16 protein-coding genes and 1 pseudogene are annotated in these 14,563 nt (G+C 62.5%); 6 read left to right on the top strand and 11 right to left on the bottom strand.

The features are described from left to right. Positions 1–2 precede the first annotated feature (2 nt). Genes ACTJGZ_RS01025 through msrB form a run of 3 tightly spaced genes read right to left on the bottom strand, consistent with a single transcriptional unit; the run spans position 3 to position 1,274 of the window. Positions 3–287, bottom strand: coding sequence for a BolA family protein (locus tag ACTJGZ_RS01025; RefSeq protein ID WP_441661097.1), 285 nt, complete (start codon positions 285–287; stop codon positions 3–5). Further along, entirely contained in the window at positions 271–852 is a 582-nt protein-coding gene (locus tag ACTJGZ_RS01030; RefSeq protein WP_441661098.1) for a septation protein A, read from the bottom strand. Before ACTJGZ_RS01030 ends, ACTJGZ_RS01025 begins: the two co-directional genes overlap by 17 nt. 17 nt (positions 853–869) lie before the next feature. After that, positions 870–1,274: a peptide-methionine (R)-S-oxide reductase MsrB gene (gene msrB / locus ACTJGZ_RS01035; protein ID WP_441661099.1), complete on the bottom strand. Its 405-nt coding sequence runs from the start codon at positions 1,272–1,274 to the stop codon at positions 870–872. A gap of 76 nt (positions 1,275–1,350) precedes the next feature. On the opposite strand from msrB, the gene ACTJGZ_RS01040 reads away from it, so the two are divergent. From ACTJGZ_RS01040 to ACTJGZ_RS01050, 3 genes are all read left to right on the top strand, one after another. Then, positions 1,351–2,028 carry an energy-coupling factor ABC transporter ATP-binding protein gene (locus ACTJGZ_RS01040; protein WP_441661100.1) on the top strand — a complete coding sequence of 226 codons (678 nt, stop codon included), beginning with the start codon at positions 1,351–1,353 and terminating at the stop codon, positions 2,026–2,028. A gap of 64 nt (positions 2,029–2,092) precedes the next feature. Further along, a complete protein-coding gene (locus ACTJGZ_RS01045; protein WP_441661101.1) occupies positions 2,093–2,704 on the top strand; it encodes an energy-coupling factor transporter transmembrane component T family protein in 612 nt (203 codons plus the stop codon). Positions 2,705–2,895: 191 nt separating this feature from the next. Further along, a complete protein-coding gene (locus ACTJGZ_RS01050; RefSeq protein ID WP_441661155.1) occupies positions 2,896–3,444 on the top strand; it encodes a biotin transporter BioY in 549 nt (182 codons plus the stop codon). A gap of 47 nt (positions 3,445–3,491) precedes the next feature. Here the strand turns inward: ACTJGZ_RS01050 and ACTJGZ_RS01055 are convergent, their stop codons facing one another. The 5 genes from ACTJGZ_RS01055 to fdxA form a co-directional block, all read right to left on the bottom strand. Beyond that, a complete protein-coding gene (locus ACTJGZ_RS01055) occupies positions 3,492–4,208 on the bottom strand; it encodes an ABC transporter ATP-binding protein (protein ID WP_441661102.1) in 717 nt (238 codons plus the stop codon). A gap of 113 nt (positions 4,209–4,321) precedes the next feature. Continuing rightward, positions 4,322–4,957 (bottom strand): endonuclease III, encoded by a 636-nt coding sequence (gene nth / locus ACTJGZ_RS01060; RefSeq protein ID WP_441661103.1) that lies wholly within the window; start codon positions 4,955–4,957, stop codon positions 4,322–4,324. Beyond that, positions 4,954–5,625, bottom strand: coding sequence for an electron transport complex subunit RsxB (gene rsxB, locus ACTJGZ_RS01065; RefSeq protein ID WP_441661156.1), 672 nt, complete (start codon positions 5,623–5,625; stop codon positions 4,954–4,956). The genes nth and rsxB overlap by 4 nt, the downstream gene beginning before the upstream one ends. A gap of 53 nt (positions 5,626–5,678) precedes the next feature. Further along, positions 5,679–6,455: a ferredoxin--NADP reductase gene (locus ACTJGZ_RS01070; protein ID WP_441661104.1), complete on the bottom strand. Its 777-nt coding sequence runs from the start codon at positions 6,453–6,455 to the stop codon at positions 5,679–5,681. Positions 6,456–6,493: 38 nt separating this feature from the next. Further along, a complete protein-coding gene (gene fdxA / locus ACTJGZ_RS01075; protein ID WP_441661105.1) occupies positions 6,494–6,817 on the bottom strand; it encodes a ferredoxin FdxA in 324 nt (107 codons plus the stop codon). A gap of 131 nt (positions 6,818–6,948) precedes the next feature. On the opposite strand from fdxA, the pseudogene pncB reads away from it, so the two are divergent. Together pncB and ACTJGZ_RS01085 are read left to right on the top strand one after the other, a co-directional pair. Beyond that, positions 6,949–8,130: pseudogene (gene pncB, locus ACTJGZ_RS01080) on the top strand (nicotinate phosphoribosyltransferase); the annotation flags it as partial. Between the two features lie 35 nt (positions 8,131–8,165). Continuing rightward, a complete protein-coding gene (locus ACTJGZ_RS01085) occupies positions 8,166–8,519 on the top strand; it encodes a RidA family protein (RefSeq protein ID WP_441661106.1) in 354 nt (117 codons plus the stop codon). On the opposite strand, the gene ACTJGZ_RS01090 is transcribed toward ACTJGZ_RS01085, so the two are convergent. After that, positions 8,482–9,348, bottom strand: a complete 867-nt coding sequence (locus tag ACTJGZ_RS01090) for a zinc-dependent peptidase (RefSeq protein WP_441661107.1) — start codon at positions 9,346–9,348, stop codon at positions 8,482–8,484. The two genes, ACTJGZ_RS01085 and ACTJGZ_RS01090, sit on opposite strands and share 38 nt — an antisense overlap. 269 nt (positions 9,349–9,617) lie before the next feature. Here ACTJGZ_RS01090 and ACTJGZ_RS01095 point away from each other — a divergent pair, with 269 nt between their 5' ends. After that, positions 9,618–11,819, top strand: coding sequence for a RelA/SpoT family protein (locus ACTJGZ_RS01095; protein ID WP_441661108.1), 2,202 nt, complete (start codon positions 9,618–9,620; stop codon positions 11,817–11,819). 79 nt (positions 11,820–11,898) lie between these two features. On the opposite strand, the gene ACTJGZ_RS01100 is transcribed toward ACTJGZ_RS01095, so the two are convergent. Continuing rightward, positions 11,899–12,675 carry a coniferyl-alcohol dehydrogenase gene (locus ACTJGZ_RS01100; RefSeq protein ID WP_441661109.1) on the bottom strand — a complete coding sequence of 259 codons (777 nt, stop codon included), beginning with the start codon at positions 12,673–12,675 and terminating at the stop codon, positions 11,899–11,901. A 167-nt stretch (positions 12,676–12,842) separates the two neighbouring features. Beyond that, the gene (locus ACTJGZ_RS01105) at positions 12,843–14,297 is read right to left on the bottom strand and encodes an aldehyde dehydrogenase (RefSeq protein WP_441661110.1); all 1,455 of its coding nucleotides are present in this window, start codon (positions 14,295–14,297) and stop codon (positions 12,843–12,845) included. Positions 14,298–14,563 lie beyond the last annotated feature (266 nt).

A 14,563-nucleotide genomic window follows, 5' to 3' on the forward strand; every position in this document is an offset into this window, starting at 1 on the left:
TTTCAGGAGGCCTGCGTTTCCAGCGCAAGCGCGTGGATAGGGTGCGGAATCAAATCGCGTAGGCGATCATACACGAGGCGATGGCGCGCCACATGGGAAAGCCCGGCAAAAACGGAAGCTGCGATTTTGACCCGCAAATGCTTAGCGCCGCCCTGAGCGCCGGCATGGCCAGCGTGCAGATGCGACTCATCGAGTATGACCAGCTCAGAGGGGCTCAGTTCCTGCAAACGTTCCGTGAGCAGCGCCTGAAGTGTTTCAAAATCCGCCATATCAATAATTCTCGTCATTGGCCGCGCCCTTGCCGTCGCTGGCGGCGCCTTCCTGCATATGGCGGCCCAGCCAGACGGACTGGATGACGACAAAGACCAGCATCAGGATCATCAGGCCGAAGACCTTGAAGGTGACCCATTGTTCTTCGGAAAAATGGCCGGAAAACGCCACATACAAATTCAGCGCGCCTGCTGCCAGGAAGAACAGCACCCAGCTGGCGTTCATTTTGTCCCAGGCGTGATCAGGCATGGACACCTTCTCACCCAGCAGTTTTTTCAGCAGGTTTTGTCCGCGTATCAGCCTGGCGCCCAGCAATGCGGCGGCAAATAGCCAATAAAGCGCCGTCGGTTTCCATTTGATGAAAGCAGGCTCATTGAGCCAGAGCGTTGCGCCGCCGAACACGACGATGATGCCCAGCGTCAGCCATTGCATCATCTCGATAGGCTGGCGCCGCGCGCGCATCCAGAGAATCTGCAGCACCGCGGCGATGACCGCGACGGCCGTGGCAGTCTGGATATCGGCAAAGCGATAGGCGACGAAAAACAGCAGCAGCGGGAAGAGATCAAACAGGAATTTTTTCATACGGAAGCACCGTGCGTTCAGCGGGCGTCGGTTTCGGGTTCGAAGGTCAGCGCCAGAGAGTTGATGCAATAGCGCCTGCCGGTGGGCGGCGGGCCGTCAGGGAACACATGGCCGAGGTGGGCGTCGCAGATATTGCACAGCACTTCGGTGCGCACCATGCCGTGGCTGGTATCGACTTCTTCGCGCACATATTCCGGCACAATAGGGTCGAAATAACTGGGCCAGCCGCAGCCTGCATCGAACTTGGTGTCCGAGGCGAACAGCGCGGTGCCACAGCAGACGCAGCGATAGATACCCGGGGTGGCCGTATCCCAATAGCGGCCGGTAAAGGCGCGTTCAGTGGCCTTGCGGCGGGTGACGGCGAATTCCTCGGGGCTGAGCTGCTCGCGCCACGCTTCCTCGGTTTTATGGACTTTCTGCATAAACAATGAGTATCGGCCTGATAAATGAAAGCCGCCGGGACGGCTTTGGGGAAGGCTTGGTGCATAATCGCCTCCCATGTTAATCGAGTTTGAAAACGTCAGCGTCGAAACCCCCTCCGGCTGTGTGCTGGATCGTCTGGATATCGCCCTCTCCGAAGGCCGTATCGGTATTGCCGGCCCCAACGGCGCGGGCAAAAGCACTTTCGCGCGCTTGCTCAATGGCCTGCGTTTGCCGACAAGCGGCCAGGTCCGCATTGACGGGCTGGACACGCGGCGCCACACGGCTCAGGTGCGCCAACGGGTCGGGTTCATGTTCCAGAACCCGGAGAATCAGATCGTATTTCCGGTGGTCAGTGAAGACCTGGCATTCAGTCTGCGGGCATCAGGGCTGGATGCGGCGCAGCGTCAGGCGCGCATAGACAGTCAGTTGGCGGATCTTGGCATCAGCCATTTGCTGGAGCGTCCCGCGCATGCGCTGTCTGGCGGAGAGCGGCAGTTGGTGGCGCTGGCGGCGGTCTTGCTGATGCAGCCGGCGCTGCTTGTGTTTGATGAGCCGACCACGCAGCTGGATCTGCGGCACCGCAATCGTTTTTCCCGCTTGCTGGAGCGCTTGCCGCAGCAGGCGGTGGTGGTCAGCCATGACCTGGATTTGCTGGCAGGCTGCGAACGCGTGCTGGTCATTGTGTCTGGCCAGATTGCAGCGGATGACACGCCGCAGGCGGCGCTGGCCTGGTATCGCAGGCATTGCGGCTGATGCGCGGGCAGAAAACGTATGCCGGCCGGCACGGCGCCGCCCTTGGCGGCTGGCGGGGGCGGGCATGATGCTATCGCTGTATGTGCCGGGCAATAGCCTGTTGCATCGTTTGCCCGCCGGCTGGAAGCTGGGGGGGCTGTGTCTGGCCGGTTTGCTGGTGTATCTGTTGGCTCAAACGGTATGGTTGCTGGCGGCGGCGGCGCTGGCGGCGCTGCTGCTCTGGCGTTCCGGTGCCGGCTGGCGCCGGATCTGGCGCCAGGGCCGGGCATTGTTGTGCCTGATCTTGCTGTTGTGCGCTTTCATGGCAATTTTTGATAGTCCGGCGCGTGCCGGGGTGGCTGCCTTGCGGGTAGGAACCGTGTGCATGCTTGGCATGGCGGTGACATTCACCACGCGCAGCGGGGATCTCTTGCAGGTGGTGGAGCGTGTGCTGCAGCCGTTGCAGCGTCTGGGCTGGGTGGATGCGGGCCGGGTAGCGCTGGCCATCGGGCTGGTGCTGCGTTTCGTACCGGAAATCCTGCGGCAGTACGGTGAACTGCGCGAAGCCCAGCAGGCGCGCGGCCTGAAGGCCCGCGGGCTTGCGCTTTTGGTGCCTTTGATTGTGCGAACCTTGCGCCGGGCAGAAGAAATTTCGGACGCCATTGATGCCCGGGATGGCGGCGGCAGGCAGCTCTAGGCTGGCAGCTCCAGGCAGGCAGCTTTGAAGAGGGGCGGCAACTGGCTGGCAGCGGCTTCGGCGCCAGCCGCCTGCCAGCCATATGTCAGTCATATGTTAGTCACCTGCCAGCAGCATGTGCGCCGCGCGGGTTCTTCACTAAAATGCGTCAGCCGGCAGGCGCTTGCCGGGGATACGGAGAAATTGCTGTGCTGAAGACCAAAGATCTTGTGCTGGTGGCGCTCTTTGCCGCCATCATCATTGTACTGGGCGTCATGCCGCCCATTGCCTTGCCCCTGGTGCCTGTGCCGCTGACCCTGCAGACGCTGGGGGTGATGCTGGCAGGTTTGATGCTGGGGCCGTGGCGCGGCTTGCTGGCGGTGGCGCTGTATCTGCTGCTGGCCGCTGCCGGTTTGCCTGTCTTGACTGGGGGGCGCGGCGGCCTGGGTGCGTTCATGGGCCCCAGCAGCGGTTTTCTGCTGGGGATGCTGGTCGGCAGCTGGGTGGTGGGTTACCTCGCGGAGCGGGCGGCCTATCAGCAGAAAGCATTGCTGCATGCCGTGTCGGGCTATGCGCTGTCCGCATTTATTGGCGGCGTGCTGGTGGTCTATCTGTTCGGCGTGCCGGGCATGGCGCTGACACTGGGCATGAGCTTGCAGCAGGCCTTGATGGCAGCCCTCATGTTCTTGCCTGGCGACATTATCAAAGTGCTGATTGCGGCCTGGCTGACATTCCGCGTACGCCGCATCTACCCGCTGTAAACGGAAGCGGCGGCTATCCTGTCCGCTGCTGGCCGGCGCTTGGGCGTTTAGACGCCCAGGCGCTGCAGTAGTGCTGTTTCGCGCGAGCTGAGTTCTGCCGCGGTGAAATGATCGGTAATGGCGCCGTTTTCCATGACATAAAACCGGTCAGCCAGGGCGGCGGCAAAAGGAAAATTCTGTTCGATGAGCAGAATGCTGTAGCCCCGCGCTTTCAGTGCGGCAATGCTGTCCGCCATGGCTTCGATAATGACGGGTGCCAGGCCTTCGGAGACTTCATCGAGCAAGAGCAGATTGGCTTGCGTGCGCAGAATGCGCGCCAGCGCCAGCATCTGCTGTTCGCCGCCGGATAGGCGGGTACCTGGCGTCTGGCGCCGGGTTTCCAGATTGGGAAACAGTTGATAGATCTCTGCCACTGTCATGGCCTGCCCGCCGGGGACAGGCGTTGCGGGCGGCAGCATCAGGTTTTCCTCGCAGCTCAGGCTGGCGAAGATGCCGCGTTCTTCAGGGCAATAACCTGCGCCCAGGCGCGCGATACGGTGAGGGGGCAAGTGAATGGTTTCGGCGCCGTTGACCTGCACTGAACCGCTGCGCTTCACGCCCAGGCCCATGATAGCGCGCAAAGTGGTCGTGCGGCCGGCGCCATTGCGGCCCAGCAGCGCGACAGCTTCCCCTTTGGGAACAGCAAGATTCACGCCCCGCAGGACATGGACGTTGCCATACCAGGCGTGCAAATCTTGCAGAACGAGGGCGGGGTTGTCTGTCATGATCATTCCTGGGCCGGCAGCAGGCCCGGCGCGTCAGGCATCATAGACGGAAACTGGCGCAGGCCGCAGGAGAGCGGCGGGGCTGGCGTGCTGCCGGTTTGGCTGTTTGCCGTTTAAGCGGCGGTTTTTTCCTTGAAGTCACACAGATCGGAAACCCCGCATTGCGGGCATTTCGGTTTGCGCGCCACACAGACATAGCGGCCATGCAGAATCAGCCAGTGGTGCGCATCCTGCTTGTACTTGCGCGGCACGACCCGTTCCAGCCGCTGCTCGACAGCGACCACATCCTTGCCAGGCGCCAGGCCGGTGCGGTTGGAGACGCGGAAAATATGCGTGTCAACGGCGATCGTGGGCATGCCAAAGGCGGTATTGAGAACCACGTTGGCGGTTTTGCGGCCCACGCCGGGCAAGGATTCCAGCACGGCGCGGTCGGGCGGCACGTCGCCGCCGAAGCGTTCCAGCAGAATGCGGCTAGTGGCGACGGCGTTTTTCGCCTTGGTGCGGAACAGGCCGATGGTCTTAATGTATTCCGCCACGCCTTCTTCCCCCAAAGCGACCAGCCCGGCGGCGGTGCCGTGTTCCGGGAAAAAGCGCCGGGTGGCGATATTGACGGATTTATCGGTTGCCTGAGCGGACAGCAGAACGGCGATCAGCAACTGGAAGTTGCTGCCGTATTCAAGTTCGGTCGTGGGGTGAGGATTGGCTGCCTGGAAGCGGGCAAACATTTCCTCGCGCTGGGCCTGGTTCATGGCGTGTCGCTGCCTGACGCGGCATCCGCGCCACGCCGCGCCCGCGCGCGCGCCAGCACATCGGCAATGACTGCCCGCTTGCGCGTTTCCGCGCCGCCGCCTTCGGCCGCCGGGGCTGCTGCCGCTGTCTGTGCGGCAGGCGCTGGCGGCAGGGCAGGCGCCTGCAGGCTGGCTTGCCGCAAACGCTGGCGGCGTGCTTGGCTTGCCTGGTGCCGCTGGCGCGCCACATCGGCATCATTGCGTTGCCAGTCGCGCCCGGCAGGGATCATGGTGATGCAATCGACCGGACAGGCGGGCAGGCACAATTCGCAGCCGGTACACCAGTCTTCCAGTACCGTATGCATGCGCTTGTTGGCGCCGATGATGGCATCGACCGGACAGGCGGTGATGCACAGCGTACAGCCGATGCAATGCTTTTCTTCGATGACGGCGAGATGGAAACCGTTGAAGTCGCCACAGGACGGATCCAGCGGCAGGACCGGCCTGTTCAGCAGTTGCGCCAGCGCTTCCACGCCAGCGCTGCCGCCGGGCGGGCAGCGGTTGATGGCTGCTTCGCCGGCGGCAATGGCGTCGGCATAGGGGCGGCAGCCCTCATAGCCGCATTGCGTGCATTGCGTTTGCGGCAGCAGGGCGTCAATACGGGGCGCCAGCCGCGCGGCGGACAGGATATCTGACATAGTGGGGCCAAAAAACGGCCTGGCGCCTGACGGCGCCAGCAGGATTACCAGTAGTTTTCGACGGCAAGATTGCCGGCATTGCCGCGGCGCCCGGGCGCGAAGCCCCGCGCCGACAGCAGTTTTCGGGTGTCGGACACCATGTCCGGGTTGCCGCACAGCATGATGCGCGAACGGGCTGGGTCCAGGCTGATGCCGGCCAGTTGCTCCAGCCTGCCATCTTCGAATAGCTGGGTCAGGCGCGCTTGCGGGTGATCGGCATAGGCTTCGCGTGTGGGCAGCGGCAGATAGCGCAGGCGGCCCTCATACTGGCGGGCCAGCGCTTCAATTTCTTCGCGGTACGCCAGTTCGGCGGTTTCACGCACGCCATGGGCCAGGACAACCCGCGGAAAGCGTTGCCAGAGCACTGGGTCGCGCAGCATGGACAAATAGGCGGACAGGCCGGTGCCCGAGGCCACCAGCCAGATATCTTCGCCATCGACAAAACGGTCCAGGGTCAGGAAACCGAAGACGGTGCGGTCGATGTAGAGCCTGGCGCCAGGGGCTAGCCCGGCCAGCCGTGTGCTGAAATCGCCCTCGGGCACAACGACGGAATAGAACTCCAGTTCATTTTCGTCGGGCGCCGACACCATGGAATAGGCGCGCCAGATGGTAGGCGCGGCATCGCTGGTGTCATCGGCGGGCAAACCCAGGCGGGCAAACTGGCCCGGCAGGAACTGAAAACCTTCCGGACGGCTGACCCGCACGGAAAACAATTTGCCCGGCATCCATTCGGTGCGGGACAGCAAGGTTTGCCGGGTGTATTTGTCAGCGTCGGTGGTCATGGCTTTCCTGGTTGGACAACGCCTGGAATACGCCAGGTTCAGCGTTCCAGGTATTGAAGTTTATCGGGCTTGCCGTTCCATTCTTCGGCGTCCGGCAAGGGTTCCTTGGCCCGGCTGATACTGGTAAAGACCGGGGTCAGCTCGGCATTCAGTTCAATGAACGCCTGTTGATCCTCGGGCACGTCTTCCTCGGCGAAGATGGCATTGGCTGGGCACTCTGGAATACAGACGGCACAGTCGATACACTCGTCCGGGTCGATGACCAGGAAATTGGGCCCTTCACGGAAGCAGTCGACAGGACATACGTCAACGCAATCGGTGAATTTGCATTTGATGCAGTTTTCGGTAACGACGTGAGTCATGCTGGCAGATGCGCTCTAGGCGCGTAAAGTATCGGCAAATAGGGCACAATTTTAGCGAATTGTGGCCGTAACCGCCGTAATTACCCCTACCTGCACATGGTACTTGTGCTAATGTTGAGAAAAATTCTCATGCAGCCATGATTATTAAATCTTTACTCGATACCGACTTATACAAATTTACTATGATGCAGGTCGTCCTGCACCATTTCCCCGCCGCTCAGGTCGAGTATCGCTACAAGTGCCGCACCCAGGGTGTGGACCTTGTGCCATATCTGGATGAAATTCGGGAAGAAGTACACGCCTTATGCGCGCTACGCTTCACTGAGAACGAACTGGCCTATCTCAGCGGCCTGCGTTTCATCAAGAGCGATTTCGTCGATTTTCTCGGTTTATTCCATTTGCCGGAACGCTGCATTCATATCGAAAAAGGCGAGCAGCCGGGCGAAATCGCCATTACGGTGCGGGGGCCGTGGCTGCATACCATCCTGTTTGAAATTCCGGTGCTGGCGATTGTCAATGAGGTGTATTTTCGCAACACTCGCCAGCAGCCGGATTGGGAAGAAGGGCGCCAGCGCCTGAAAGACAAGATCAAACTGGTGAATGAAGCGAAGGATTTGCCGCATTTCCGCGTGGCGGATTACGGGACGCGGCGCCGCTTTTCACGCGTATGGCACGAAGAAGTGCTGCAAACCCTGCAGGCCGGTCTCGGGCGCCATCTGGTGGGCACCAGCAACGTTGATCTGGCCATGCGCAACGGCATGACGCCGCTGGGCACCATGGCGCATGAGTATCTGCAGGCTTGCCAGGCCTTGGGCCCGCGTCTGCGCGATTCTCAGGTGTTTGCGCTGGAGACCTGGGCGCGCGAGTATCGTGGCGATCTGGGCATCGCGCTGTCTGATGTCTATGGCCTGGAAGCATTCCTGCGTGACTTCGACATGTATTTCTGCAAGCTCTTCGATGGCGCCCGCCATGATTCGGGGGATCCATTTGAATGGGGCGAACGCCTGCTGGCGCATTACCAGGCCAACCGTGTCGATCCGCGTGACAAAACCCTGGTGTTTTCCGATTCACTCGATTTTCCCAAGGCCATTGAGCTGGCCCGGCGTTTCGAGGGGCGCTGCAAGGTGTCCTTCGGCATCGGTACCAATCTGACCAATGACCTGGGTTACGCGCCTTTGCAGATCGTCATGAAAATGGTGCGCTGCAATGGCCAACCGGTTGCCAAGGTCTCTGATGCGCCGGAAAAAACCATGTGCGATGATCCTGCCTATCTGGCGTACCTGCGCCAGGTATTCAATTTGCCGCCGGTCTGATCTTGCGCGGCCGGTTTTTCTCTAGGAAATAAAAAATGTCGGATATCAAGCGATTCAACGTGGGCAAGCGCCTGTCGGATATGGCGGTTTACAACGGCGTGGCCTACCTGGCCGGCCAGGTGCCGGATGATACGACGCAGGACATCGTGGGCCAGACCCACCAGGTGCTGGCGACCATCGACAGCCTGCTCAAGGAAGCGGGCACCGACAAGTCGCGCATTCTGTACGCTCAGGTATTCGTGGCCCACATGAAGGAATTCGAAGGCATGAATCAGGCGTGGGAAGCCTGGGTCAGCGGCATTGAAGCGCCCCCCCGGGCGACGATCGAGGCGCGTCTGGCCAATCCCGATATCAAGGTTGAAATCGTTGTGACGGCAGCGGTGAAGTAAAACGGTGGCGCGGGTCCTGCCGGTAGTAGCGGCTGAGCTGCTCATACCAGGCCGGCATGGCCTGCGCCAGACGCCAGGGATCCACGAAGAACACTTCGGAACTGACGGCGAAGAATTCCGCTTCGTCCGTCGCGGCGTAAGGGTCCAGCGGCAGGGCGGCATACCAGGGGTCGGCGTCCGGGCTTTCCGGGTCCAGGCCTGGCGGCAACGCGGCTTCGATCTCATCGAGCTGGCACCTTAGCGCTTCCAGCGCTTCTGCCAGAATCTGGCGCCACCTGCGCGGCGCCAGTCCTGCGTGCCCTTCCAGCCAGGGGGTGCCATCGGCATCGCCCGCGTACAGATCGAGTTTGTGCGCGAATTCATGAATGACCACATTGAAGCCTGGGCTGTCAGGCGCGACCGTATCGTCCCACGACAGCAAAACCGGGCCGCCATCCCAGGCCTGGCCTGCGGCTTCTTCCATATATTCATGCACGACGCCAATGGCATCGGCGTCCTGGCGCGGGATCAGAAAACCGCTGGGGTAAACGATGATTTCGTCCCAGCCGGCATAGAGCTCCACCGGCAGATGCAGAATCGGCAGGCAAGCCTGGGCGGCAAGCGTCAGGCGGATCTGATTGTCTATTGCCAGGCCCTGGGCGCCATTGATGGTTTTGCTGGCCAGCAGCCAGGCGGCGCGCTGCAGCAGCTGAGCGCGCTCCTGTTCGTCCAGCGCGGCGAGGTAGGGGGCGGCATGCAAGGTGGCTTCCCACAGCTCGGCGGGTATTTTGGCCTGCATGCGTGCGGTGGCGCTGCGTGACGCGCCGGAGCCGGTGAGCCAGCGGAACATGGGCAATAGGTCCTGATTGAATGTCAACAGAGCCGGGTCATGCGCCCGGGCAGCCGCCGGGCGTCCGGGAACAGCGATAGCGTGGGCATGACGATGGCCGCAAGCCGAATTGTGGCATGCTTGGCCGCCATGGCGCGCTAAGCGCATCATGATGGTGCATATACCGTTTTCCCGTTTGAATGTCGATTCCGGCTGGTGTAGAGTGTCTGCTCCGATAATGGCCCGCGAGCTTCGCGGGCTTTTCGTGTTCCTTGCCGCGATGGCGCCCTATGAAGTTATCTGACGATCCGCCCGCCGATTCTCTCTCTGATGCCGCCTGGCAGGAACGCGTGTGTGCCGGTCTGGACGAGGCCGGGCGCGAGCTGGTGTTGCGCGCGCGGGATTGGGCCTTGCCGCATCTGCAGGGCGAGATCGCAGTTTCTGGCGAACCGGTGGAGCATCATGCCGCAGGAGCGGCGCGTATTCTGGCCGATCTGCAGACGGATGCCGAAGTGCGTGCTGCAGCCATGCTGGGGGCGCTGCCGGATACCAGCGCGACGCGTGATGAAATGGTCGTCAAGGCATTTGGCCCGGCCATCGGCCGCCTGGTGCAGGGCAGCCGCGCATTGCTGCGGCTGACGGCCGCCACACGCGAATCCAGCGACAGCGCGGCCGATAGCGGCGTGCAGAAAGAAATGCTGCGCAAAATGCTGCTGGCCATGGCCGCGGATTTGCGTATCGTGCTGATGCGGCTGGCATCGCGTTATCAGACCCTGCGCTGGCATGCGGCGGCCAAGCAGCCCTGCACGCGGGACTTCGCTCGGGAAACGCTGGATATCTATACGCCGCTGGCCAATCGGCTAGGCATTTGGCAGATCAAATGGGAAATGGAAGATTTGGCCTTCCGTTTCCTGGATAGTGATAAGTACAAGGAAATCGCCAAGCTGCTGGAAGAAAAGCGCACCGAGCGCGAGGCTTTCATCCGTAATGCCATCGAACGTATCCGCGCGGCCTTGACGGCGGCGGGCGTGGACGCGGAGATCAGCGGCCGGCCCAAGCATATTTACAGCATCTGGAACAAGATGCGCGTGAAGCGGCTGGCCTTTTCCCAGCTTTATGATTTGCGCGCCCTGCGCGTGATCGTTGAGGACGAACGCGCCTGCTATACCGCGCTGGGTGTCGTGCAGGCGCTGTGGCCGCCCTTGACAGATGAGTTCGACGATTACATCTCGCGTCCCAAACCCAATGGCTACCGGTCTTTGCATACCGTGCTGCTGGATGATGACGGCCGGCCGTTCGAAGTCCAGATCCGCACGCGGGAAATGCATAACCATGCCGAATTCGGCATGGCGGCGCATTGGCATTACAAGGAAGCCGGCAAGCGCGGCGGGCAGGTGGCGGCATCCAGCACGGAAGACCGGCAGGTGTCGTGGTTGCGTCAGTTGCTGGCCTGGAATGCGGATGTTTCGGCAGCCGGGCCTGAAGCTCCCGATGCCGTGGGCAAGGGCGGCGGGCGGATTTATGTCCTGACGCCGCAGGCGCGCGTGATCGAATTGCCGGAAGGCGCGACGCCCGTGGATTTTGCCTACAACCTGCATACGGATCTGGGGCATCGCTGCCGTGGCGCGCGCGTCAATGGTCAGATGGTGCCGCTGCTGACGCGCCTGGCGACCGGCCAGACGGTGGAAATCATTGCAGCCAAATCGGGCGGCCCGTCGCGCGATTGGCTGAATCCCCAGCTCGGGTATCTGGCCAGTCCACGCTCCCGCAGCAAAGTGCGTTTGTGGTTCAACGCCATTGAATTGCAGCAGCGCATCACGCAGGGCCAGGCGCTGGTGGAAAAGGAATTGCAGCGTCTGGGCAAGACGGCAGTGAATCTGGAACAGCTGGCGCAGCAGCATGGGTTCGCCAAGGCCGATGATTTGTATATCGCGGTGGCCAAGGATGAGTTCAGCCTGCGCCATCTTGAGGCCGGTTTCAATGGCCCGGTCGAGCGCGAAGAGCCCGGCATGGTGGCCAGCGGCAAGTCCACGCACGCGCCGGGCGATAAAACCGGCGTGCTAGTGGTGGGGGTGGATTCCTTGCTGACCCAGCTGGCGCGCTGCTGCCGTCCCGCGCCGCCGGATCTCATCCGGGGGTTTGTCACGCGCGGCCGGGGGGTGTCCATTCACCGCCAGGATTGCACCAGTTTCGCGGCGCTGGCAGCGCGTCATCCTGAGCGGGTGATTGAAGTGGCATGGGGCGGACGAGCCGACGATGCGCGTTATCCGGTGGATATCAGCGTGCGCGCGCAGGACCGTTCCGGCCTGTTGCGGGATATCTCGGAGGCGTTCTCCAAGCTGCGGCTCAATGTCATAGGCGTGAACACGCAAAGCAGGCAGTCGCTGGCGCACATGATCTTCACCATAGAGGTTGTGGATGGCGAGCAGCTGGGGCGCGCCATCCACGTTCTGGGCGAGGTGCCGGGCATCCTGTCGGTGCAACGCCGCTGATGCCGCTGCGCGGCCTGCCCGGAATGAAGGGGCGGCCGCTGCGGCTGGGGCGCCCCTTCAGGCAGTTGTCGCCTGCCGTTCAGACCAGGCCGTGCTGTTGCACCAGAATGTGCGATTGCATGCCGCCATCCACGGGCACATTGACGCCGCGCATCCACACGGAACCGCTGCTGAGCAGGAAAGCGACGACCGGGGCAATGTCAGACGGACGGCCCGGGCGGTCCATGGTTTTCATGTCTTCTTCTGCCCGTGCGCCCAGGGTTTCGATAAAGTCGCCCAGAATCGGCGTATCGACAGGGCCGGGGCTGACGGCATTCATGCGGATGCCGCGGTCACGCCAGGTCCAGCGGTGTTGCATGGTCCAGGCGATGAGGGCTTCCTTGGAAAAGAAATAGCTGCGCGCGCCGGTAATGTCATGCTGTTTGCAGAACTCGGCGACGCCGCCGAAATCCAGGGTTTCGCTGGCGCGGATGGCGGGAATAGCCTCGGGCCAGCCAATACCGGCCAGCGAAGCGAGATTGACGATGGCGGCATCTTTGGCCAGCTTGGGGCAGATGCCTAGCGTCAGGTATTTCAGGCCGACGAGGTTGACGCGCAGGACTTGCTCCGCAGGCCGTGTGGGCGGCAGCCCGGCGATATTGGCCAGCCCGTCGAGCTGATCGGGCAACTGCGCCAGCAGGGCATCTATGGAGGCCTTATCCCCGAGATCGGCCTGGATGAATTGCGCAACATCCACTTTTGGCGGATTGATGTCCACACCAATCACGCGTGCTCCCTGGGCCGCCGCGACTTTGGCAGTCTCTGCGCCGATTCCGGACGAAACGCCGGTGATCACGAGGGTTTTGTTTTGCAGCATAACGGTTCCTTTTGACAGTGTTGCCCGTACAGGCGTGGCGCCGGCTGAGGCCGGGCCAGGCCGCACGACAGCAGGCCGCGCTTCACGGGAAGCAGCGGCCTGGGGAGTGAGCTGGCGGAACAGCGGCCTTTGCGCTTGCCGCGCACAGGCCGCCGGGTGCGCAGCGTTTAGAAAGGATAATGGCGCGGCGTGGTTTGCACCGTGATCCAGCGCAATTCAGTGAAAGCTTCGATGCCGGCCTTGCCGCCAAAGCGGCCATAGCCCGAGTTTTTCACGCCGCCAAAGGGCATTTGCGCTTCGTCGTGCACCGTCGGGCCGTTGATATGGCAGATGCCTGCTTCGATGCGCGCGGCGATTTGCCAGGCGCGGGCGACGTCACGGCTGAAGATGGCCGACGACAGGCCGAACTCGTTGTCGTTGGCGGTGGCAATGGCTTCTTCGTCGCCATTGACGCGCACAATGGCTTTGACCGGGCCGAAGGTTTCTTCGCTGTAAATGCCCATTTCCGGCGTGACGTGATCGAGCAGAGTGGCCGGAATCAGGGTGCTGTCGGCTTTGCCGCCGCACACCAGCTTGGCGCCCTTGGCCAGCGCGTCGTCAATCAGCGCGTTGCAGCGATCTACCGTGCTTTGGTCCACGACCGAACCCAGGACGGCCGGGCCTTTGCGCGGGTCGCCCAGCGGCAGGGACTGCGCCTTGGCCGCAAGGCGGGCCACGAATTCGTCGCCGATGGCATTGTCCACAATAATGCGTTCGGTGGACATGCAGATTTGCCCGGAATTGGCAAAGGCGCCGAAGCTGGCGGCCTGCACGGCGGCGTCGATGTCGGCATCGGCCAGCACCAGGAACGGCGCCTTGCCGCCCAGTTCCAGCACGGCAGGCTTGAGGTACTTGGCGCAGGTTTGCGCAATGATGCGGCCCACACGGGTGGAGCCGGTGAAGTTCACGCGGCGCACGGCAGGATGGGCCACGATGGCTTCGACGACGGCGCCAGCATCGGCCGGCGCATTGGTGACGAAGTTCACCACGCCATCCGGCAGACCGGCTTCCTGCAGCGCCTCAATGATCAGGCCGTGCGTGGCCGGGCTGAGTTCCGAGCCTTTCAGGATGACGGTATTGCCGCAGGCCAGCGGGGTGGCGATGGCGCGGACGGCCAGAATGATAGGCGCATTCCAGGGCGCGATGCCCAGAACGACCCCGGCGGGCTGGCGCACGGCCATGGCCAGGCTGCCCGGCACATTGGAAGGAATCAGCTCGCCATTGATTTGCGTGGTCAGCGCGGCGGCTTCTTGCAGCATGCCGGCGGCCAGGTGGACGTTGAAGCCGGCCCACATGGCCGAAGCGCCAGTTTCGCTGGCCATGGCGCGGGCAAAGGCTTCGCCCTTGGCTTCCAGGGAAATGGCGGCCTTCAGCAGCAGGTCGCGGCGGTCGCCCGGCCCCATGGCGGCCCAGGCCGGGAAGGCGCGGGCAGCGGCTTCGGCGGCGGCGTGGGCGTCCTCGGCGGTAGCGGCAGGGGCACGCGTGGCAACGCTGCCGTCCAGCGGGTTGCGGCGCTCAAAGGTGGCGCCGTTGGCGGCGCTGCGGCGCTGGCCGCCAATCAGCATCTGGATGTCAGTGGTCATGGCTTGTTCCTTTTCTCTCTGTAATGGCGCAGCCGCCTGTCGGGCTGGCTGCGCCGATGTCTCGCTCGGGGATAGCGGGGGCAGGGGCATCAGCCGGGGCGTCACCGCCATGCTGCCAGCCCGGATTGCCTGGGCAATCGTGACTATCCACGAGCTATCGTAAAACGGGACTTCGCCGTGTGCTTGCCTGAAAGTGCAGCAGAGCGTTGCCGGATGATGCAAGGAAATCAGTGTTTTCCCTTGGTTTTGACCGGAAAGCCGGCAGG

The organism is Kerstersia sp., from assembly GCF_052103615.1.
In the GTDB taxonomy this organism is placed as follows: domain Bacteria; phylum Pseudomonadota; class Gammaproteobacteria; order Burkholderiales; family Burkholderiaceae_B; genus Kerstersia.